This is a genomic window from Dyella marensis (assembly GCF_049532885.1).
GTDB lineage: Bacteria > Pseudomonadota > Gammaproteobacteria > Xanthomonadales > Rhodanobacteraceae > Dyella_D > Dyella_D marensis.
Window position 1 is genome coordinate 1,359,844 of the sequence record NZ_CP064029.1, and the last position, 18,922, is coordinate 1,378,765.

The 18,922-nt window shown below is 68.1% G+C and carries 20 protein-coding genes; 12 read left to right on the forward strand and 8 right to left on the reverse strand.

Going from position 1 to position 18,922, the window contains the following annotated elements:
• Positions 1–12 precede the first annotated feature (12 nt).
• The 5 genes from ISN75_RS05910 to asnS all read right to left on the reverse strand — a co-directional run bounded on the left by ISN75_RS05910 (position 13) and on the right by asnS (position 5,126).
• The gene (locus ISN75_RS05910) at positions 13–1,464 is read right to left on the reverse strand and encodes an aldehyde dehydrogenase (RefSeq protein ID WP_343821883.1); all 1,452 of its coding nucleotides are present in this window, start codon (positions 1,462–1,464) and stop codon (positions 13–15) included.
• Positions 1,465–1,614: 150 nt separating this feature from the next.
• Entirely contained in the window at positions 1,615–2,406 is a 792-nt protein-coding gene (locus tag ISN75_RS05915) for an SDR family oxidoreductase (RefSeq protein ID WP_167258034.1), read from the reverse strand.
• 82 nt (positions 2,407–2,488) lie between these two features.
• Positions 2,489–2,803: a hypothetical protein gene (locus ISN75_RS05920; RefSeq protein ID WP_167258036.1), complete on the reverse strand. Its 315-nt coding sequence runs from the start codon at positions 2,801–2,803 to the stop codon at positions 2,489–2,491.
• A gap of 41 nt (positions 2,804–2,844) precedes the next feature.
• Positions 2,845–3,717: a MalM family protein gene (locus ISN75_RS05925; protein ID WP_167258038.1), complete on the reverse strand. Its 873-nt coding sequence runs from the start codon at positions 3,715–3,717 to the stop codon at positions 2,845–2,847.
• Between the two features lie 8 nt (positions 3,718–3,725).
• On the reverse strand, positions 3,726–5,126 hold the full coding sequence (gene asnS, locus ISN75_RS05930) for an asparagine--tRNA ligase (protein WP_167258040.1): 1,401 nt from the start codon (positions 5,124–5,126) through the stop codon (positions 3,726–3,728).
• A 166-nt stretch (positions 5,127–5,292) separates the two neighbouring features.
• Here asnS and ISN75_RS05935 point away from each other — a divergent pair, with 166 nt between their 5' ends.
• The 5 genes from ISN75_RS05935 to ISN75_RS05955 all read left to right on the forward strand — a co-directional run bounded on the left by ISN75_RS05935 (position 5,293) and on the right by ISN75_RS05955 (position 8,867).
• Positions 5,293–5,619, forward strand: coding sequence for a HesB/IscA family protein (locus ISN75_RS05935; protein ID WP_168649431.1), 327 nt, complete (start codon positions 5,293–5,295; stop codon positions 5,617–5,619).
• Positions 5,620–5,923: 304 nt separating this feature from the next.
• On the forward strand, positions 5,924–6,361 hold the full coding sequence (gene rpsF, locus ISN75_RS05940; protein ID WP_167258044.1) for a 30S ribosomal protein S6: 438 nt from the start codon (positions 5,924–5,926) through the stop codon (positions 6,359–6,361).
• Between the two features lie 14 nt (positions 6,362–6,375).
• On the forward strand, positions 6,376–6,606 hold the full coding sequence (rpsR, locus tag ISN75_RS05945) for a 30S ribosomal protein S18 (protein WP_131150740.1): 231 nt from the start codon (positions 6,376–6,378) through the stop codon (positions 6,604–6,606).
• A gap of 160 nt (positions 6,607–6,766) precedes the next feature.
• A complete protein-coding gene (gene rplI / locus ISN75_RS05950) occupies positions 6,767–7,216 on the forward strand; it encodes a 50S ribosomal protein L9 (protein WP_167258046.1) in 450 nt (149 codons plus the stop codon).
• A gap of 256 nt (positions 7,217–7,472) precedes the next feature.
• Complete coding sequence (locus ISN75_RS05955) at positions 7,473–8,867, forward strand: replicative DNA helicase (RefSeq protein WP_167258048.1); 1,395 nt, start codon at positions 7,473–7,475, stop codon at positions 8,865–8,867.
• Between the two features lie 13 nt (positions 8,868–8,880).
• Here ISN75_RS05955 and ISN75_RS05960 read toward each other — a convergent pair whose 3' ends face one another.
• Positions 8,881–9,759, reverse strand: a complete 879-nt coding sequence (locus ISN75_RS05960) for a LysR family transcriptional regulator (RefSeq protein WP_167258050.1) — start codon at positions 9,757–9,759, stop codon at positions 8,881–8,883.
• 82 nt (positions 9,760–9,841) lie between these two features.
• On the opposite strand from ISN75_RS05960, the gene gstA reads away from it, so the two are divergent.
• The 5 genes from gstA (at position 9,842) to ISN75_RS05985 (ending at position 15,392) form a co-directional block, all read left to right on the forward strand.
• Positions 9,842–10,456, forward strand: coding sequence for a glutathione transferase GstA (gene gstA, locus ISN75_RS05965; RefSeq protein ID WP_343821876.1), 615 nt, complete (start codon positions 9,842–9,844; stop codon positions 10,454–10,456).
• Complete coding sequence (locus ISN75_RS05970) at positions 10,453–10,776, forward strand: DMT family transporter (RefSeq protein ID WP_167258053.1); 324 nt, start codon at positions 10,453–10,455, stop codon at positions 10,774–10,776. The genes gstA and ISN75_RS05970 overlap by 4 nt, the downstream gene beginning before the upstream one ends.
• Positions 10,777–10,981: 205 nt before the next feature.
• Positions 10,982–12,070 carry an alanine racemase gene (gene alr, locus ISN75_RS05975; RefSeq protein WP_167258055.1) on the forward strand — a complete coding sequence of 363 codons (1,089 nt, stop codon included), beginning with the start codon at positions 10,982–10,984 and terminating at the stop codon, positions 12,068–12,070.
• Positions 12,071–12,146: 76 nt separating this feature from the next.
• Positions 12,147–13,526, forward strand: coding sequence for a DNA repair protein RadA (gene radA, locus ISN75_RS05980; protein WP_168649426.1), 1,380 nt, complete (start codon positions 12,147–12,149; stop codon positions 13,524–13,526).
• 177 nt (positions 13,527–13,703) lie between these two features.
• Positions 13,704–15,392, forward strand: coding sequence for an enoyl-CoA hydratase-related protein (locus tag ISN75_RS05985; protein WP_343821869.1), 1,689 nt, complete (start codon positions 13,704–13,706; stop codon positions 15,390–15,392).
• Between the two features lie 61 nt (positions 15,393–15,453).
• Here the strand turns inward: ISN75_RS05985 and ISN75_RS05990 are convergent, their stop codons facing one another.
• The gene (locus tag ISN75_RS05990; protein ID WP_343821866.1) at positions 15,454–16,062 is read right to left on the reverse strand and encodes a glutathione S-transferase; all 609 of its coding nucleotides are present in this window, start codon (positions 16,060–16,062) and stop codon (positions 15,454–15,456) included.
• Positions 16,063–16,198: 136 nt separating this feature from the next.
• Positions 16,199–17,005, reverse strand: coding sequence for a cytochrome C assembly family protein (locus ISN75_RS05995; RefSeq protein ID WP_168649423.1), 807 nt, complete (start codon positions 17,003–17,005; stop codon positions 16,199–16,201).
• 94 nt (positions 17,006–17,099) lie between these two features.
• On the opposite strand from ISN75_RS05995, the gene ffh reads away from it, so the two are divergent.
• Together ffh and rpsP are read left to right on the forward strand one after the other, a co-directional pair.
• Complete coding sequence (gene ffh / locus ISN75_RS06000; protein WP_168649422.1) at positions 17,100–18,479, forward strand: signal recognition particle protein; 1,380 nt, start codon at positions 17,100–17,102, stop codon at positions 18,477–18,479.
• Between the two features lie 186 nt (positions 18,480–18,665).
• On the forward strand, positions 18,666–18,920 hold the full coding sequence (gene rpsP / locus ISN75_RS06005) for a 30S ribosomal protein S16 (protein ID WP_026635253.1): 255 nt from the start codon (positions 18,666–18,668) through the stop codon (positions 18,918–18,920).
• The last annotated feature ends 2 nt before the right edge of the window (positions 18,921–18,922 follow it).

Here is an 18,922-nt window from a genome sequence, read left to right on the forward strand (position 1 = left end):
GGCGAGGCCTCTTCAGTAGCGGATGCAGATGTTCTTGGGTTCGGTAAAGAAACGCAGCGCCTCGACGCCGCCTTCGCGGCCGACCCCGGATTGCCGGGTGCCGCCGAATGGCGTGCGCAGGTCGCGCAGCAGCCAGCAGTTGATCCAGACGATGCCGACGTCCAGCCGCGCACCGAAGCGGTGCGCGCGCGAGAGGTCGGCGGTCCACAGCGAGGCGGCCAGGCCGTAGCCGGTGCCGTTGGCGATCGCCAGCGCCTCGTCTTCGTCGTCGAACGGGATCAGGCTGACCACGGGGCCGAAGATCTCGTGCTGGTTGGTGGCCGCTTCCGGCGCCAGGCCTTCGACGACCGTGGGCGCCACGTACCAGCCGCCGGCGAGCGGGCCGGGCAGGGCGAGCGACTCGCCGCCGCACAGCACCTGGCCGCCCTCCGCGCGCGCCTGCTCGATGCAGCCCATGACTTTCTCGAAATGCTCGCGCGAGACCAGCGCGCCAAGATCGCTGGATGCGTCGCGCGGATCGCCGACGCGCAGCGCGCGCACCTTGGCCAGATAGCGTGCGCGGAAATCGTCGTAGATCGAACGCTGCACCAGCAGGCGCGAACCGCACAGGCAGATCTCGCCCTGGTTGGCGAAACCGGAGCGCACGATGGTGTCGAGGTTGGCCTCGCTCAAGTCCGCATCGGCGAACACGATCGCCGGATTCTTGCCGCCCAGTTCCAGCGACAGCTTCTTGAAGCGCGGCGCGGCCGCGGCGGCGATCTGCGCGCCGGTGCGCGTGCTGCCGGTGAAGGAAATCGCCTTCACCTGCGCATGCTCGACCAGCGCCTGCCCCACGCTGGGGCCGCGGCCCTGCACGATGTTCAGCACGCCCGGCGGAAAGCCGGCTTCGATGCTCAGCTCGCCGAGCAGGGCGGCGGTGCAGGGCGTGATCTCCGACGGCTTGGCCACCACCGCATTGCCGGCGGCCAGCGCGGGCGCGATCTTCCAGGTGAACAGGTACAGCGGCAGGTTCCACGGGCTGATGCAGCCCACCACGCCGAGCGGCTGGCGCAGCGTGTAGTTGATCGCGCCCAGCTCCATCGCGTGCGACTCGCTGCTCCACGGCACGATCGCCGCGGCGAAGTAGCGCAGGTTGCTGACCGCGCGCGGGATGTCGAGGCTGCGCGCCAGGCTCAGCGGCTTGCCGCTGTCGCGCGATTCCAGCGCGGCGAATGCGTCCAGGCGTGCTTCGACCAGATCCGCCAGGCGCTGCAGCAGGCGGGCGCGCTGTTCGCTCGGCGTGGCGGCCCAGGCGGGTGCGGCGGCGTGCGCGGCGGCAACCGCGGCCTCGACATCGTCGGCGCTGGAATCGGGGCAATGCGCGAAAACCTCGCCGCTGGCCGGCTCGAACACATCGAGCCAGCGATCCTGGCGCGGCGCCTGCAGGCGACCGTCGATCAGGTTGGCGAGGCGCAGGCTGGGCATCCTGGGAAGCTTAATCCTTGAGGCTCCTCAATGCACCGGACGCTGGGGTATGGCTTGGGGTGGAGCGGGGAACAGGGAACGGGGAACGTGCGAGCAATGCGAGAACCGGGCTCTTCATTTCCCCGTTCCCTGTTACCCGTTCCCCGCTCTTCAGGCCAACGCGCGCGTGCGGCCGCCGTCGACCGCGATGCTCACGCCGTTGACGTAAGCCGCCGCGGGCGTGCACAGGAAGGCGATGACCGAGGCGATTTCCTCCGGCTCGCCGAAGCGGCGCGCCGGCACCGTGGCCAGCATGCCGCGCTCCAGTTCCTCGCGGCTGCGGCCGCTGCTGGCGACCTGCGTATCCAGCAGGCCGTCCAGGCGCGCGGTGCGGGTATAGCCCGGCAGCACGTTGTTGACGGTGATGCCGTCGGCGGCCAGTTCGCCGGCCAGGGTCTTGGCCCAGGCGGCGACGGCGGCGCGGATGGTGTTGGACACGCCCAGGCCCGGGATCGGTTCTTTCACCGAGGTGGAAATCACGTTGACGATGCGGCCGTAGCCGCTGTCGCGCATGCCCGGCAGCACCGACTGCACCAGCGCCTGGCCGGCCAGCAGATGCTGGCGGAACGCCGCCTCGAACGCCGCGCCTTCGGCGGTGTATGCCGTGCCACCCGGCGGGCCGCCGGTGTTGTTGATCAGGATCTGCACGGGTTCCGCCGCGACGGTGTCGGTGGCGGCGGTAAGCAGCTTGGCGGTATCGAGCATGTCGGCCGCCTGCCAGCGGTGCAGTTGCGCGGCATGCGTGCGCGGAAGTTCGGCGGCCAGCGCCTTGAGCGCTTCGGCGGAACGCGCCAGCAGGGTGACATTGGCGCCGAGGGCGGCCAGTTCGACGGCGGCGGCGCGGCCGATGCCTTGCGAGGCTCCGCACACCAGGGCGTGGCGCCCGCTCAGATCCAGCTGCATGACGACGCTCTCCTGTTATCGGCCCTGTTATCGGCCTATAGCCGGCCCGGTTGCCAGCGGTGATCGGATGGCGATCGGCGAATCAGCGCGCCATCCACTGCAGGGCCAGCGCGGCGAACCAGCATAGCCATGCGCCCCACGAAGCGTAGCGCCACACCCGTCGCCAGCGGGTGACGGTGGCATCTTCCAGCGCGGGCAGGATCGGCGAACGCAGCGCGAGCTGCAGCCGCATCCAGATGCCGAACAGGCCGGCGCGGCCGGTTTCCGTCTCGGCGATGATCTTCCACTGCGACGGATGGTGATCGCGCAGCCTCTTGGCGATGCGCAGCTGCGCGAAGAAATGCAGCAGGAAGAACACCACGCCGGCGAGCAGAAGCGAGAGATAGAGCGTGAGCATGCGGGTGATTCCGGGGTATGCGTAAGCGTCGGCGCGGACGATCAGTGCGGCTTGGCGGTGTCGTCGGACTTGGCCGGGGTGTCGGCCGCCGGCGTATTGATCGTGCCGGGCTTGGCTGCGGCATCCGCGCCTGGCCACAGCGGCACCGGCAGCGCGGTGCGCAGCGTGTTGAGCACGCCGTCGCCCTTCGCCGCCTTGCCGCAGATGGCGCTGTCCACCGCATCGGCGAACGTGCTGTTCATCAGGCCGACCCACACCGAGCCGTCCGGCCCATGCGGAATGGTGAAGCTGCCCGCGGCGGCCATCTTCACCGGCGCCTCGGCGGAGAACGCCGCCGGCGACTGCTCCCAATACGTGCTTCCGGCCTGCTGCTTGGCCGAGCTGTACAGCACCAGGTAACGCGCCTGCTTGCTGGTGACCTTGACGCTGCCGAACGCGCCGGTGGTCTCGCTGGTCCAGCCCATGTGCTCGCACAGCGTGACGTCTTCACTGCTGATCGGCTGGAAGGCTTCGTCGAGCAGGGTGACGGTGGGGCCGAACAGATAGCTGGCGCGCAGCCAGCGGCCGTTCAATTCGGACTTGATCGCGATGCGGTACGGCAGCTTGCTGTCCGGCGGCAGGCGGAAGCTGATGAAGTAGCTGCGCTCGCCGTTGATGCTGGCGACCAGGCTGCCCGGGCCCAGCTCGAAGCGCTTGGGTTCCCACGGCAGCAGGGTCTGGAACGAGAAGTCGGCGTAGCTGCTGCAGCAGGGCGTGGCCTGCTGCAGCGTGGCTTTGGCCTGCTCAAGCGCGGTGCTGCTGTCTTCCGGCGGCCGGAAGTTCGGCGGCACCAGCTTCTTGACCTGGTGGCAGGCGCCGAGGGCCAGCAGGCCCAGGGCAAGCAACGGAGCGAGAAGCAGTCGGCTGGAGCGCATCTTCGAGATCAGAACTCGGCGGTGCCCGCGGCGCGCGGGTAGGGGATGGCGTCGCGGATGTTGGCAAGACCGCAAACGTAAACCAGCAGGCGCTCGAAGCCCAGCCCGAAGCCCGCATGCGGCACGCTGCCGTAGCGGCGCAGGTCGCGGTACCAGCCGTAGGTGGCGGCATCGAGACCGAACTTGGCCATGCGGCGGTCGAGGTAGTCCAGGCGCTCCTCGCGCTGGCTGCCGCCGATGATCTCGCCGATGCCGGGGGCCAGCACGTCCATTGCGGCGACGGTTTTCTCGTCGTCGTTGAGGCGCATGTAGAAGGCCTTGATCTGTTCCGGGTAGTTCATCACCACCACCGGGCGGCCGACGTGCTTCTCGGCGAGGTAGCGCTCGTGCTCGGTCTGCAGGTCGATGCCCCAGGCCACCGGGAATTCGAACTTCTGGCCGCAGTTCTTCAGGATCTCCACCGCGTCGGTGTAGTCGATGCGCTCGAACGGCTGGGCGATGAAGTTCTCCAGGCGCGTGACCGCTTCCGGCAGCACGCGCTCGGCGAAGAACGCCATGTCGTCCGCGCGCTCGTCCAGCACGGCCTTGAAGATGGCCTTGAGGAAGGCCTCGGCGCAGTCGGCGTCGGCGGCGAGGTCGGCGAAGGCGATCTCCGGCTCGACCATCCAGAACTCGGCCAGGTGGCGCGGCGTGTTGGAGTTCTCGGCGCGGAAGGTGGGCCCGAAGGTGTAGACCTTGCTCATCGCCAGCGCGTACGCCTCGACGTTGAGCTGGCCGGACACGGTGAGGAAGGCCTCGCGCCCGAAGAAGTCCTTGCGGAAATCGATCTTGCCGTCGGGCGTGCGCGGCAGGTTGGCCAGGTCCAGGGTGGACAGGCGGAACATGTCGCCGGCGCCTTCGGCATCGGAGGTGGTGATGATCGGCGTGTTGATCCAGAAGAAGCCCTGCTCGGTGAGGTGGCGGTGGATCGCCGTCATCATCGTGTGGCGCACGCGGGTGACCGCGCCGAACAGGTTGGTGCGCGGACGCAGGTGGGCGACCTCGCGCAGGAACTCCATGGAGTGCTGCTTGGGCTGGATCGGATAGGTTTCGGGGTCGTCGACGAAGCCGGTGACCTCGATCCGGTCCGCCTGCAGCTCGAAGCTCTGGCCCTGGCCCTGCGAGGGCACCAGGGTGCCGCTGGCGATCAGGCCGGCGCCGGCGGTGAGGTGCTTCACCTCGGTTTCGTAGTTGGCCAGGGTGGCCGGCACCACGGCCTGGATCGGGGCGAAGCAGGAGCCGTCGGTGATATTGACGAAGGACAGGCCGGCCTTGGAATCGCGCCGGGTACGCACCCAGCCCCGGACCGTCACCTTGCTGCCGGCCTCGAGCTTGCCGGAGAGGGCCTGTTTGACACTGACCACCGTCATGGATTGAAACTCCTGCTGGGGTGCCGCATCTGGCACATGTAATCGTTGTAGGACCGGGCCTGGATGCCCCGCCGCATCGCAGCGCCGGGGGCAAACCTGCATCATAATGTAGGCTTCGTCCGGACCGCGACGTTCCGATCCCCATTTCGTGCCATCAGTTCCCGCCATGAGCATCAGCATCACCCCCGCCGCCAGCGAACGCATGCGCCACTTCCTGGCCACCACGCCGGGTGCCGCCGGCATCCGCTTCGGCGTCAAGCGCACCGGCTGCTCGGGCTTCGCCTACGTGGTGGACCTGGCCGCCAGCGTCTCCGCCGAGGATCAGGCGCTGGACGTGGACGGCGTGCGCCTGATCGTCGATGCCAAGAGCCTGCCCCTGGTGGACGGCACCGTGATCGACTTCCAGCGCCAGGGCCTCAACGCGGCCTTCGTGTTCCACAACCCCAACGCCACCGGCGAGTGCGGCTGCGGCGAGAGTTTCACCGTCTCCTGAATTTAGAGCCCCTCTCCCTCTGGGAGAGGGGTTGGGGTGAGGGTACGGCCGGAGCGCAAGAGTGATGTGCACCGCTCCGCCCGTACCCTCATCCGGCTGCCGCCACCTTTTCCCGGCGGGAGGAAGGCTCTCATCTGGGGGCTTTCATACACTCCAGTCGCCCTGCTTGCGGTAAATCCCCGCAGTTGTTTACAATTCCGCTTCTGCCCAGGCGAAAAAGGTCCGGGCAGGCCCTTGCCTCACCGCATCCGGCGGGAGGCTGCCAGGCCCCGAAAGGGCCGCATCCGCAAGGAGTTACCTACCAATGACGACTCTCCGTCATTACGAAGTTGTGTTCCTGGTCCACCCTGACCAGAGCGAGCAGGTCCCGGCCATGATCGAGCGCTACAAGGCGCTGATCGAGACCGACGGCGGCAAGATCCACCGCCTGGAAGACTGGGGCCGCCGCCAGCTGGCCTACCCGATCGTGAACCTGGCCAAGGCTCACTACGTCATGCTCAACATCGAAGTCGGCCAGAACGCGCTGAACGAGCTGGAGTCGGGCTTCCGCTTCAACGACGCCGTGCTGCGCCACCTGGTGATCAAGCGCGACGCCGCCGACACCGAGCCGTCCTTCATCCTGAAGTCCAAGGAAAAGGATGACGCCAAGTCCTCGCGCCGCCGCGACGACGACAGCGACGGTGAAGGCAGCGACGACCGTCGCAGCAGCCGCAACGACAACGATCGCGACAGCGACGACTGATCAGGAGCACAGCCATGTCCAAGTTCTTCCGCCGCCGCAAGTTCTGCCGCTTCACGGCCGAAAACGTGAAGGAGATCGACTACAAGGATCTCAACACGCTGCGCCAGTACATCACCGAGAACGGCAAGATCGTGCCGAGCCGCATCACCGGCACCAAGGCGCGCTACCAGCGCCAGCTGGCCACCGCGGTCAAGCGCGCGCGCTTCCTGGCGCTGCTGCCGTACACCGACAACCACGACGTCTGAGCGTGGCGGAGAATAGGGAGTAGGGAATAGAGAACAGGTTCGCCGGTTCGCGGCGCCGCTCTCCGATTCCCGACTCTCCATTCTCTATTCCCAGACATTTCGGACACCCGTCCACGGCTGCGCCGGGCCACTCTCCGGCGCTAACGAAAAGGAATAAACCATGGATCTGATCCTCCTCGAGAAAGTCCGCGGCCTCGGCAACCTGGGCGACAAGGTCAAGGTGAAGCCGGGCTACGGCCGTAACTACCTGCTGCCGCAGGGCAAGGCCGCGCCGGCCACCGCCGCCAACCTCGAAAGCTTCGAGAAGCGCCGCGCCGAGTACGAAGCGAAGGCCAACAAGCAGCTGTCCGACGCCACCGCGCGCCAGGCCAAGCTGGCCGACGTGGCGGTGACCATCACCGTCAACGCCAGCCCGGAAGGCAAGCTGTACGGCTCGGTCGGTCCGCGCGAGATCGCCGACGCCCTGCAGGCCGCCGGCCACGACGTCCACAAGAACGAAGTGATCCAGGGCGAAGGCCCGATCCGCACCACCGGTGAGTTCGAAGTGGTCGTCGCGCTGCACGCCGACGTGCAGTCGACCGTCAAGGTGACGGTGATCGGCGAGAAGTAAGCCGGTCCCCTGAGCCCCAAGAAAAAGGGCGCCTTGCGGCGCCCTTTTTCTTGGGGCGGGAATAGGGAATGGGGAACAGATCATCGAGGCTGCGTCGCCTTGGTGGTCCGATTCCCTATTCCCCATTCTCTATTCCCAGCTTTCCCACAAGTTATCCACAGAGTTATGGTCTCGTCGCATGAGAAAACGCCGCGTATCCTCTGATGGCGACGATCCGCGTTGGTCGGACTCGCCCGGCAACTCGCGAGGAGACTCGATGTCCTTTGCCCCCGATCGCAAGCACGGCAACTCCGCCATCGAGGCGCTGCGCGTGCCGCCGCATTCCATCGACGCCGAGCAGGCCGTGCTGGGCGGCCTGATGCTGTCGCCCGATTCGCTGGACAAGGTGGCCGACCGCCTCGGCGAGCGCGATTTCTACCGCAAGGACCACCGCCTGATCTGGCGCGCCATCACCGAGCTGGCCAACAAGGGCATGCCCTGCGACGCAGTGACCCTGGGCGACTGGTTCGAGGCCAACGGCCTGGCCGAGCTGGTCGGCGGCGCCACGTATCTGGTGGAACTGGCCAATGCCACGCCGAGCGCGGCCAATATCGGCGCCTATGCCGACATCGTGCGCGAGAAGTCGATCCTGCGGCAGCTGATCGACGCCGGCACCGAAACCACCGAGGACGGCTACCAGCCCGAAGGCCGCAGCGTGCAGGAGGTGCTGGAAAGCGCCGAGCAGCGCGTGTTCAAGATCGCCGAGTCCGGCGCACGCGGCAAGAAGGACACCGTGTCGATGCGCGAGGCGGTGAAAGACGCCTTCCGCATCCTGTCCGAGCGCTACGAAAACCGCGGGCAGCTCACCGGCATTTCCACCGGCTTCACCGACCTGGACGAACTCACCTCCGGCCTGCAGCCGTCGGACCTGATCATCGTCGCGGCGCGCCCCTCGATGGGCAAGACCGCGTTCTCGGTGAACATCGCCGAGGCTGCCGCGCTGGGCGCCAAGAAGGCCGTGGCGATCTTCTCGATGGAAATGTCGGCCTCGCAGCTGGCCTTCCGCATGATTTCCTCGGTCGGCCGCATCCATGCGCAGCACCTGCGCAACGGCGACCTGGCCGAAGAGGACTGGCCGCGCGTCACCAATGCGATCGCGCTGCTGTCCGAAGCCAAGATCTTCATCGACGACACGCCCGGCCTCTCGCCGGTGGAAATGCGCTCGCGCTCGCGCCGCCTGCACCGCGAACACGGCGGCCTGGGCCTGATCGTGATCGACTACCTGCAGCTGATGCAGGTGCCCGGCAACAAGGAAAACCGCGCCACCGAGATCTCCGAGATCTCGCGCTCGCTGAAGGGCCTGGCCAAGGAGCTCAACTGTCCGGTGATCGCGCTGTCGCAGCTCAACCGCTCGCTGGAACAGCGCGCCGACAAGCGTCCGATGATGTCGGACCTGCGCGAATCCGGCGCTATCGAGCAGGACGCGGACGTGATCATGTTCATTTACCGCGACGACTACTACAACAAGGAATCGCCGGATAAAGGCCTGGCCGAGATCATCATCGGCAAGCAGCGTAACGGCCCCACCGACACGGTGAAGCTGACCTTCCTGGGCCACTACACCAAGTTCATGAACTACGCGCCGGATTCCTTCGTCGGGGCGTTCGAGTAAGCGCGGCGCCGGCTCAGGCAGCCGGCCAGAAATCCGCCGCGTGCCGCTGCACCCAGCCCTGGGTGAAATCGCGGAACAGCCGCACGCGGGTCGAGCGGCGCAGATCCGGATGCGTGACGAACCACAGCTGCGATTGCACCTCCGCCAGCGGCGCGCCGAGGCGGCGCAGCTTGGACGACGCTTCGGCATGGAAGCACGGCAGCAGCGCACGCCCCATGCCGGCCTCGCAGGCGGCGAGCGCGGCGGGCAGGGTGTCGACCACGATGGCGATCTGCGACGGGTCGACATGCGCATGCAGCCACTGCGCGGCATCGAGATGGGCGAGCGCATCGCCCAGGCCGATCCAGCGCTCCTTGTTCGCCGTCCCGCGCCTGCCCTTGGCCTGGTACACGGCGGTGGCGATCGGCGCCAGCTTGCGCACGGAAAGCCCGGTGGGCGACGTGCGCGCCGGTCGCAGCGCGACATCCGCATCGCGCTTCTGCAAGGTCAGGAAGGCGTTGTTGATCACCAGCTCGAAGCGCACAGACGGGTGCTGCGCCTCGAACGCGTTGCACAGTTCCACCACGTGGCGCACCAGGGTGTCCGGCGCGGTGATGCGCAGCAGCCCCTGCACGCGCTGGTCGTGTCCCTGCAGTTCGCGCGCCAGCAGTGCGGTTTCGGCCAGCACGCGCTCGCCGGCGGCCGCGGCCAGTTCGCCCGCATCGGTGGCTTCGTAGCCGCGGCGGCTGCGGCGGAACAGCGTGACGCCGGTGCGCGCTTCCAGCGCGCCGAGGCGGCGGAACGCGTTGGAGTGATCCACGCCCAGTTCGCGCGCCGCGCCGGCCAGGCTGCCGTGCGCCGCGATGGCGCGCACCAGGGCCAGATCGTCGAGTGACCAATCGCCTGACTTCATGCGCAAGCTTTCCTTGTGCCGGCGACAGATGGTGCCGGCGTGCCCGTGGCGGGATGCTGCCGCCTCCCCAATGGAGGCTCGCATGAAACTCTACTTCACCCCCGGTACCTGTTCCCTCGCTCCGCACATCGTGCTGCGCGAACTCGGCCTCGAGGCCGAACTGGTGCGCGTGCGCCTGGGCACCCCGCCGGTGATCGCCGCGACGCAGGACGACTACCGCACGCTCAATCCCAACGGCTACGTACCGCTGCTGGAACTGGACGACGGCAGCCTGCTGACCGAAGGCGTGGCGATCCTGCAATACCTGGCCGACCTGCACCCCGAAGCCGGCCTGCTGCCGGCGGCGACGCCGCTGCAGCGCTACGAATCCATGCGCTGGCTGGTCTACATCAGCTCCGAGCTGCACAAGATGTTCAGCCCCTGGCTGTTCCATCCGGAATACGGCGAACAGGCCGCCGAGGTGGCGCGCGGCAAGATCGCCAAGCGGCTGGAGCTGGTGGAGCGGCAACTCGACGGGCGCGACTACCTGCTCGGCCAGGCCTTCACCGTGGCCGATGCGTACCTGTTCGCCATCGTGAGCTGGGCGAAGCTGTGCAAGGTGCCGCTGGATGCTTTCGCGCATCTGCAGGCATGGCTGGAACGCATGGCCGCCCGGCCCACCGTGCAGGCCGCGCTGCAGGCCGAGCGGCTGCGATGAAGACCTCGACCGCATGGCTGATGCTGCTGGCCGCCGGCGGGCTCGACGTGCTGTGGGCGCTGTCGATGAAGTTCGCCCAGGGCTATACGCGCCCGGGCTGGACGGCCTTGTCGCTGGCCGCGCTGGCGGCCTTCGTCTGGCTGCTGGGGCGGGCGCTGTCGGTGCTGCCGGTGAGCAGCGCCTATGCGGTCTGGACCGGGCTGGGCGCGGCCGGCACGGCCCTGCTCGGCGCGGCGTGCTTCGGCGAGGCGCTGACGTTGGGACGGATCGCGGGGATCGTGCTGATCGTGGGCGGCGTGCTGGTGCTGCGCGCGGCGTAGGTTGGGGTGAGCGCAGCGAACCCCAACGTTGCGGCCACCTGGCCAGGCCTGTTGGGGTTCGCCTTTGGCTCACCCCAACCTACGCGCGCTTGTCCCGGAATTTCCCCGGGCCAGCCCCGGCTCCCGCAGACCCGGCCTGCTAAGCTTTTCCGCGATCAAGCCCGCCGCCATACAGCCGCCGCCTTCCGCGCGGCGCCAAGGAATCATGAGCCGTACCACCGTCGCCACCATCCACCTCGGCGCTCTGCGTCACAATCTCGCCCGCATCAAGGCGATGGCCGCGCCGGCCAAGGTCATGGCGGTGGTCAAGGCCGATGCCTATGGGCATGGCCTGGAACGCGTGGCGCGCGCGCTGGACGGCGCCGCCGACGCCTTCGCGGTGGCGGCGCAGGGCGACGGCCTGCGCCTGCGCGCGGCGGGGCACCGGCAGCGCATCGTGGTGCTGTCCGGCCCGGACCGCGCCAGCGATATCGCCGAGATGCAGCGCCTGCAGCTGGATGCCGCGATCCATCACGAATCCCAGCTCGCTTGGCTGGACGGCGCCTCGTCGTCGCGCGGTCCGCTGCGCGTGTGGCTGAAAGTCGACACCGGCATGCACCGCCTGGGTTTTCCGCCGGAGCGTGTGGCCGAAATCCACGCGCGGCTGTCGGCGATGCCCGGCATCGATCCCGAGGTCGGCCTGCTCACGCATTTCTCCGAATCGGAGGAATTCGAAGGCGACGAAACGCGTGCGCAAATCCGCCGCTTCAACGAGGCGGTGAAAGACCTCAGCGGACCGCGCGCGCTGTCCAATTCCGCCGGCGTGCTGGGCTGGCCGGAGGCGCGCGGCGACTGGGTGCGCACCGGCGGCCTGCTGTATGGCTTGTCGGTGGTGCCGGGCAAGAGCGGCGCGGACTTCGGCTTCCGCCCGGCCATGACCCTGACCACGCGGCTGATCGCGGTGAACTGGATCCGCCGCGGCGAACGCGTCGGCTACAACGGCACCTGGACCTGCCCGGAAGACATGCCGGTCGGCGTCGCCGCGGTCGGCTACGGCGACGGCTATCCGCGCAGCGCCGCCAGCGGCACGCCGGTGCTGGTGGGCGACCGGCGCGTGCCCCTGGTCGGACGCGTGTCGATGGACCTGATCACCTTGGACCTGCGCGAAGCGCCGCAGGCGAAAGTCGGCGACCGCGTCACCCTGTGGGGCGAGGAACTGCCCGTGGAGCAGATCGCCGCACAAGCCGGCACGATCTCCTACGACCTCACCTGCGGCATGACCCGACGCGTGCTGTTCGTCGAGGACGACAGCTGATGCCGGCATCCGCCGTCTCGCCGATTGCGATCAAGGCGGGCTAAGCTCGCCTTTCGTTTTTGCAGAGTTCGAATCCATGGCCAAGGCCAAGACCGCCTACGTCTGCGCCGATTGCGGGGCGGAGCATTCCAAGTGGCAGGGCCAGTGCATCGAATGCGGTGCCTGGAACACGCTGAGCGAATTCGTGGTGCAGCCGGCGGTGAAGTCGGCCGGCGCCGCGCGCAGCTCCGGCTATGCCGGCGCCGCGGCGGGCGCACCGAAGGTGACGCCGCTCACCTCGGTGGCGCTGACCGCCGAGACGCGCTCGCTCACCGGCATCGGCGAACTCGATCGCGTGCTTGGCGGCGGCCTGGTGGATGGCTCGGTGGTGCTGATCGGCGGCGATCCCGGCATCGGCAAGTCCACCTTGCTATTGCAGATGCTCGGCAAGCTCGGCGAGCAGCTGGCCAGCGTCTACGTCACCGGCGAGGAATCCCTGGGCCAGGTCGCGGCGCGTGCGCAGCGGCTGGACCTGCCGCTGGGTCCATTGCATGCGCTGGCCGAGACCTGCATCGAACGTATCCTGGAACAGGCCGTGGCGACGCGGCCGCGCGTGCTGGTGATCGACTCGATCCAGACCATCTGGACGGAACTGCTCACCGCCGCGCCGGGCTCGGTCAGCCAGGTGCGCGAATCCGCGGCCAAGCTCACCCGCTTCGCGAAGGAAACCGGCACCTCGGTCTTCCTGGTCGGCCACGTCACCAAGGAAGGCGGCATCGCCGGCCCGCGCGTGCTCGAGCACATGGTGGACGCGGTGCTGTACTTCGAAGGCGAATCCGGCAGCCGCTTCCGCGTGCTGCGCGCGTTCAAGAACCGCTTCGGCGCGGTGAACGAGCTGGGCGTGTTCGCCATGTCGGAGAAGGGCCTGCGCGAAGTGCCCAATCCATCGGCGATCTTTCTCTCCGCACATGCCGGTCCCACCTCGGGCAGCGCCGTGATGGTCACGCGCGAAGGCACGCGGCCGCTGCTGGTGGAAGTGCAGGCGCTGGTGGATCAGTCCTCGCTGGGCAATCCGCGCCGCGTGGCGCTGGGCCTGGAGCAGAACCGCCTGGCCATGCTGCTGGCGGTGCTGCATCGCCACGGCGGCGTGGCGGCGTACGACCAGGACGTGTTCGTCAACGTGGTCGGCGGCATCCGCGTGCAGGAAACCGCGGCCGATCTGCCGGTGCTGCTGGCGGTGCTGTCCAGCCTGCGCGACCGGCCCTTGCCGGAGAAGACGATCGCCTTCGGCGAAGTGGGCCTGTCGGGCGAGATCCGTCCGGTGCCCAATGGCGAGGAGCGTCTGAAGGAAGCCGCGCATCACGGCTTCCAGCGCGCGATCGTGCCGAAGGCGAATGCGCCGAAGAAGGGCAAGGTGGGCGAGATGGAAGTGATCGGCGTGGAGCGTCTCGCGCAGGCGATCGACGCCTGCCGGTAAGTGCCGGCGGCGGCGCGGCGATCATGGCCTGCGTCGATACCGCGTGAAAAAAGTTCGCGCGCCTTGCATCGTTTTCGATTTTTTTGAAGCTGTGCGTTGCATCAACTTAAGCCGCCATCGCGCGCTGGCAGCATCGCCCACTCAAGTGCGAGGAGCGCACTTCAAGGAGAGGGGGCTATGCGGATCCTGTTCCTGTCCACCAAGCACAATGGACTGTCCCAGCGCGCGCAGGTCGAACTGGAAGAACTGGGGCATCACCTGGATATCGCCGAAGTCGCCAGCGGCGCGCAGATGGAAGCCGCGGCGCAGCGTTTCCGCCCCGACCTGATTTTGGCGCCGATGCTGAAGTCGGCGATCCCCGCCAGCGTGTGGCAGCGCCATACCTGCCTGATCGTGCACCCCGGCATTCCCGGCGACCGCGGCCCTTCCGCGCTGGATTGGGCCTTGCTGGAAGATGCGCCGCAGTGGGGCGTCACCGTGCTGGAAGCGCGCGACGAACTGGATGGCGGCCCGGTGTGGGCGCATCGCTCCTTTCCTCTGCGCGTGGCGAGCAAGAGCGCGATCTACCGCCGCGAAACCACCGACGCGGCGATGGCCGCGATCCGCGAGGCGCTGGAGCGCTACCAGCGCGGCCAGCGTCCGCCGTTCGGCGAGCGCATCGACACGCGGGGCCACGAACGTCCGCCTTGCCGGCAGTCCGATCGCCAGCTCGGCTGGGATGCGCCGGCGGAACGGCTGCTGCGGCATATCCGTTCGGCGGACAGTGCGCCGGGGCTGCTGATGACGATGGCTGGCGTCAAGCTGCGCGTGTTCGGCGCCCAGCCCGAAGCGAAGCTGCGCGGCACGCCGGGCCAGTTGCTGGGCAGGCGCGACGATGCCGTTTGCGTGGCCTGCGCCGATGGCGCGCTGTGGATCAGCCATGTGCGCCGCAGGCATGGCCTGTCGCTGGACGATCCGCGCTACGACGTGAAACTTCCTGCAACGCTGGCGCTCGCCGAGCGCCTTGACGGCGTGCCGGAATGGCCGCTGGCGCCGGAGGCGCGGCCTTCCGCTTCCACCTGGCAGCCGATCCGCTACCGCGAACGCGGCCACAACGGCTATCTGCATTTCGACGTGCTCAATGGCGCCATGGGCACCGCGCTGCTGGAACGGCTGCTCGCCGCATATCGGCATGCGCGCTCGCGTCCTACCCGCACCCTGGTGCTGTGCGGCGGCGAGGATTTCTGGTCCAACGGCATCGACCTCAATGCGATCGAGGCAGCGCGGGATCCGGCCGAGGCGTCATGGCGCAATATCCTCGCGATGAACGCGCTGGTGCGCGAGATCGTGCTCACCCACGACAAGCGCACGGTGGCCCTTATGCGCGGCAATGCCGGTGCGGGCGGGGTGATCCTGGCGCTGGCCGCGGACCTGGTCTACGCCCGCGAAGGCATCGTGCTCAATCCGCACTACAAGGGCATGGGCGGCCTGTACGGTTCGGAATACTGGACCTACCTGCTGCCGCGCCGCGTCGGCGAAACCGCCGCGCGCCTGCTTACCGAATCGCTGCAGCCGCTGGGCACGGCGCGCGCCAAGCGCATCGGGCTGGTCGACGGCGTGCTGCCGGCCAGCGAATTGCCGGGTGCGATGGAAGCGATCCTGGCGCCCGGCAACGAGGCGCGGCATTGGCGCGACGAACTGGCCCGCAAGGCTGCGCGCCGCGCGGAGGACGAACAGCGCAAGCCGCTGGAACGCTACGCCGAAGAAGAGCTGGCGGAGATGCGGCGCAATTTCTTCGGCGCGGATCCGGCTTATCACCTGGCGCGGCGCGCGTTCGTGCGCAGGCTGGAACCGGCGATGGAAAACGCCGCGGCCGAACGCGCCTGACTCGTCATGCCGGCGCAGGCCGGGATGACGAGCTAAGAAATGCTGCCCGCCGCATGCCGCATCACTCCGGCGGCAACGCCAGAAACGCCGGCAGCCGCTCGGCCCGCGCCGAATGCGCGGCCAGGGCAGGGTAGTCCTGCGCCGCGATCAGTTCCGGCTGCATCAGCTGGGTAAAGCGCCAGGCCACGGCGATGGTGATGTCGGCCTGGGTCAGCGTGCTGTTCACCAGCCAGCCGTCGCGGCCCCTGGCTTCGCGTTCCAGTCCCACGTAGGCGGCCTTGAGCTGGCCTTCGACGCGCGCCAGCCAGCCGGCGTCGCGGTGGTCTTCGCTGCGCTTGCCTTCGTAGACGATCTGCACGCTCTTCTCCGCGGCGACCAGCGCCAGGCCGGTGAGGCGCAGCGCGCGCAGGCGTTCGCCGGGATCGCCGGGCATCAGGCTGGGGCCGCTGCCGGTGCTTTCGGCCCAGTCGATGATCAGCGAGGAATCCACCAGCTGCCAGCCTTCGTCGCCGACCAGGGTCGGCGCCTTCACCAGCGGATTGATCGCCTGGAATTCGTCGAAGTTGCGGAACACCGACAGCGACTGGTGCTCGAACGGCAGGCCCTTCAGGTGCAGCGTGATCGCCGCGCGCCGGACGAAGGGTGAGTCGAGCATGCCGATCAGCTTCATCTGCTATCTCCCGGATTGCGAAAAACGTCGGCGTAGGTTGGGGTGAGCACAGCGAACCCCAACGTCGCCACCATGCACAGGCTGCGCGGTGTTGGGGTTCGCCGTTGGCTCACCCCAACCTGCACCGGCCATTTCTTCAGGCCGTCCGATGGAGGATCAGTTCCAGCACCGCCTTGGTGCCGAAGAAGGCCAGCAGCAGCACGCCCATGCCCACCAGGGTGAGATTGACCGCGCGGCGCCCGCGCCAGCCGTAGCGCCAGCGTCCGAACAACAGGGCGCCGAACACCAGCCAGGCGATGATCGACAGCACGGTCTTGTGGATCAGGTGCTGGCCGAACAGGTCGCCGACGAACAGCGCGCCGGTCAGCAGGGTGAAGGTGAGCAGCACGAAGCCGGCGCCGATCAGGCGGAACAGCAGCGATTCGGTCAGGGTCAGCGGCGGCAGCGCGCGCAGCCAGGGGCCGAAGTGGCGATGGCGCAGGGCGCGTTCCTGCACGGCGAGAAGGAGGGCAAGGATAGATGCCAAAGAAAGGACGCTATAGGCCAACAAAGCCACGACGACATGCAGTTTGATTTGCCAGTCCATTGCCAGTGGGAACGTGGGTGGCATCCAAATCCGCTCGGCTGCCATCGCCCCTAGCATTAAGGCGCTGAGCGGAAACACGATCACGCCCAGCGCGGCCACCGGCCGGGTCAGGTTGACCATCAGGGTGAGCGCCGACACCACGCAGGCCACCAGCGACAGCGCCGCGAAGAAGTGCAGGTCCAGCGCGCCGCGGTGCACGCCCAGCAGGATGCCCGCATGGATCAGCACGGCCGCGCCGCCCAGGCCCAGCGCCGACTTGTTCAGCGGCTGCCCGCCGCCCAGCAGCGGCCGGGCGAGCCCGCCGGCGGCGGCGAGGTAGAGCACGACGGCGAGCACGGAAAGAAGGGGGATAGCCATGACCGGCGAGTGTCGCATATGCCCTTGGGACGAGTGAATGCGGCTCCGGCGCACTCCGCTATACTTGTCCACTTTCCCTCTGCCGTACTCCGCCATGTTCGAGTCGCTCAGCCAACGCCTCTCCGCCACCGTCAACCGCCTGCGCGGCCGCGGCCGCCTGACCGAGGAGAACATCCGCGAGGCCCTGCGCGAAGTGCGCATCGCCCTGCTGGAAGCCGACGTGGCGCTGCCGGTGGTGCAGGCGCTGATCGAGCGCGTGAAGGTGCGCGCGGTCGGCCAGGAAGTGCTCAAGAGCCTCAGCCCCGGCCAGGCCCTGGTGAAGGTGGTCAGCGACGAGCTGACCGCGGTGATGGGCACCGCCAACACCGAACTGAACCTGGCGCAGCAGCCGCCGGCGGTGGTGCTGATGGCCGGCCTGCAAGGCGCGGGCAAGACCACCACGGTGGCCAAGCTGGCGCGCTTCCTCACCGAGCGCAAGAAAAAGAAAGTGATGGTGGTGAGCTGCGACGTCTACCGTCCGGCCGCCATCGAGCAGCTGCGCACGCTGGCCGAGCAGGTCGGCGTGAAGTTCTTCCCGTCCGAGGCCGGCCAGAACCCGGTCGACATCGCCAAAAATGCGATCGCCGCCGCGCGCCGCGAGGTGGTCGACGTGCTGCTGGTCGACACCGCCGGCCGCCTGCACGTGGACGAGGCGATGATGGCCGAGATCAAGGCGCTGCACGCCGCGATCACCCCGGTCGAAACCCTGTTCGTGGTCGACTCCATGACCGGCCAGGACGCGGCCAACACCGCCAAGGCCTTCGCCGAGGCGCTGCCGCTCACCGGCGTGGTGCTGACCAAGACCGACGGCGACGCCCGCGGCGGCGCCGCGCTGTCAGTGCGCTACGTCACCGGCCGCCCGATCAAGTTCCTGGGCGCCGGCGAGAAGACCGACGCGCTGGAGCCGTTCCATCCGGACCGCGTGGCCCAGCGCATCCTCGGCATGGGCGACGTGCTGTCGCTGGTGGAGGAAGTGGAGCGCAAGGTCGACCAGGAAAAGGCCCAGAAGCTGGCCGAGAAGGTCATCAAGGGCAAGCGCTTCGATCTCAACGACATGCGCGACCAGCTCGAGCAGATGTCCAACATGGGCGGCCTGGCCGGCCTGATGGACAAGCTGCCGGGCGTCTCCAACCTGCCGGACAACGTGAAATCCAAGGTCAACGACGGCGAGATCAAGCGCATGGTCGCCATCATCAATTCGATGACCAAGAAAGAGCGCCGCCATCCCGACCTGCTAAACGGTTCACGCCGCGCCCGCGTGGCGCGCGGCTCGGGCACCCAGCCGGCCGACGTCAACCGCCTGCTCAAGCAGTACATGCAGATGGAAAAGATGATGTCCAAGCTGTCCAAGGGCGGCTCGAAGGGCCTGCTGCGCCAGATGCGCGGCGCCATGAAGGGCATGGGCGGCATGGGCGGCCTGCCGCCGATGCGCTGAAGCTTTGCCGGGAGCAGAGAATCGTGAACAGGGAACAGGGGCGGCGTAGCGCCCTGTCCGAGCAGCGATTTTTCGATTCCCCGTTCCCTATTCCCTTTTCCCGGCTTTCCCCCTAAAATGCCGCGTTTACCGCGCCCGTGCTCGGGCGTGCTGCCGGTACAGCCGGCATCTCTGGAGCTTTTACTTATGGTCAAGATTCGTCTTTCGCGCGGCGGCGCCAAGGGCCGTCCGTTCTACCACGTCATCGTCACGGACTCGCGCAGCGCGCGCGACGGCCGCAACATCGAGAACGTGGGCTTCTACAACCCGGTTGCCTCGGGCAAGGACAAGCGCCTTGAGCTGAACGTCGTGCGCATCCAGGAGTGGGTGTCCAAGGGCGCCCAGCTGAGCGACAAGGTCGCCTCCCTGGTGAAGGAAGCCGGCAAGCAGCAGGCTGCCTGAGC

What these genes read in the sequence shown, in the direction of transcription:
- ISN75_RS05910 (WP_343821883.1), bottom strand. Translation starts at nt 1,464, where the DNA reads ATGCCCAGCCTGCGCCTCGCCAACCTGATCGACGGTCGCCTGCAGGCG.
- ISN75_RS05915 (WP_167258034.1), bottom strand. Translation starts at nt 2,406, where the DNA reads ATGCAGCTGGATCTGAGCGGGCGCCACGCCCTGGTGTGCGGAGCCTCG.
- ISN75_RS05920 (WP_167258036.1), bottom strand. Translation starts at nt 2,803, where the DNA reads ATGCTCACGCTCTATCTCTCGCTTCTGCTCGCCGGCGTGGTGTTCTTC.
- ISN75_RS05925 (WP_167258038.1), bottom strand. Translation starts at nt 3,717, where the DNA reads ATGCGCTCCAGCCGACTGCTTCTCGCTCCGTTGCTTGCCCTGGGCCTG.
- asnS (WP_167258040.1), bottom strand. Translation starts at nt 5,126, where the DNA reads ATGACGGTGGTCAGTGTCAAACAGGCCCTCTCCGGCAAGCTCGAGGCC.
- ISN75_RS05935 (WP_168649431.1), top strand. Translation starts at nt 5,293, where the DNA reads ATGAGCATCAGCATCACCCCCGCCGCCAGCGAACGCATGCGCCACTTC.
- rpsF (WP_167258044.1), top strand. Translation starts at nt 5,924, where the DNA reads ATGACGACTCTCCGTCATTACGAAGTTGTGTTCCTGGTCCACCCTGAC.
- rpsR (WP_131150740.1), top strand. Translation starts at nt 6,376, where the DNA reads ATGTCCAAGTTCTTCCGCCGCCGCAAGTTCTGCCGCTTCACGGCCGAA.
- rplI (WP_167258046.1), top strand. Translation starts at nt 6,767, where the DNA reads ATGGATCTGATCCTCCTCGAGAAAGTCCGCGGCCTCGGCAACCTGGGC.
- ISN75_RS05955 (WP_167258048.1), top strand. Translation starts at nt 7,473, where the DNA reads ATGTCCTTTGCCCCCGATCGCAAGCACGGCAACTCCGCCATCGAGGCG.
- ISN75_RS05960 (WP_167258050.1), bottom strand. Translation starts at nt 9,759, where the DNA reads ATGAAGTCAGGCGATTGGTCACTCGACGATCTGGCCCTGGTGCGCGCC.
- gstA (WP_343821876.1), top strand. Translation starts at nt 9,842, where the DNA reads ATGAAACTCTACTTCACCCCCGGTACCTGTTCCCTCGCTCCGCACATC.
- ISN75_RS05970 (WP_167258053.1), top strand. Translation starts at nt 10,453, where the DNA reads ATGAAGACCTCGACCGCATGGCTGATGCTGCTGGCCGCCGGCGGGCTC.
- alr (WP_167258055.1), top strand. Translation starts at nt 10,982, where the DNA reads ATGAGCCGTACCACCGTCGCCACCATCCACCTCGGCGCTCTGCGTCAC.
- radA (WP_168649426.1), top strand. Translation starts at nt 12,147, where the DNA reads ATGGCCAAGGCCAAGACCGCCTACGTCTGCGCCGATTGCGGGGCGGAG.
- ISN75_RS05985 (WP_343821869.1), top strand. Translation starts at nt 13,704, where the DNA reads ATGCGGATCCTGTTCCTGTCCACCAAGCACAATGGACTGTCCCAGCGC.
- ISN75_RS05990 (WP_343821866.1), bottom strand. Translation starts at nt 16,062, where the DNA reads ATGAAGCTGATCGGCATGCTCGACTCACCCTTCGTCCGGCGCGCGGCG.
- ISN75_RS05995 (WP_168649423.1), bottom strand. Translation starts at nt 17,005, where the DNA reads ATGGCTATCCCCCTTCTTTCCGTGCTCGCCGTCGTGCTCTACCTCGCC.
- ffh (WP_168649422.1), top strand. Translation starts at nt 17,100, where the DNA reads ATGTTCGAGTCGCTCAGCCAACGCCTCTCCGCCACCGTCAACCGCCTG.
- rpsP (WP_026635253.1), top strand. Translation starts at nt 18,666, where the DNA reads ATGGTCAAGATTCGTCTTTCGCGCGGCGGCGCCAAGGGCCGTCCGTTC.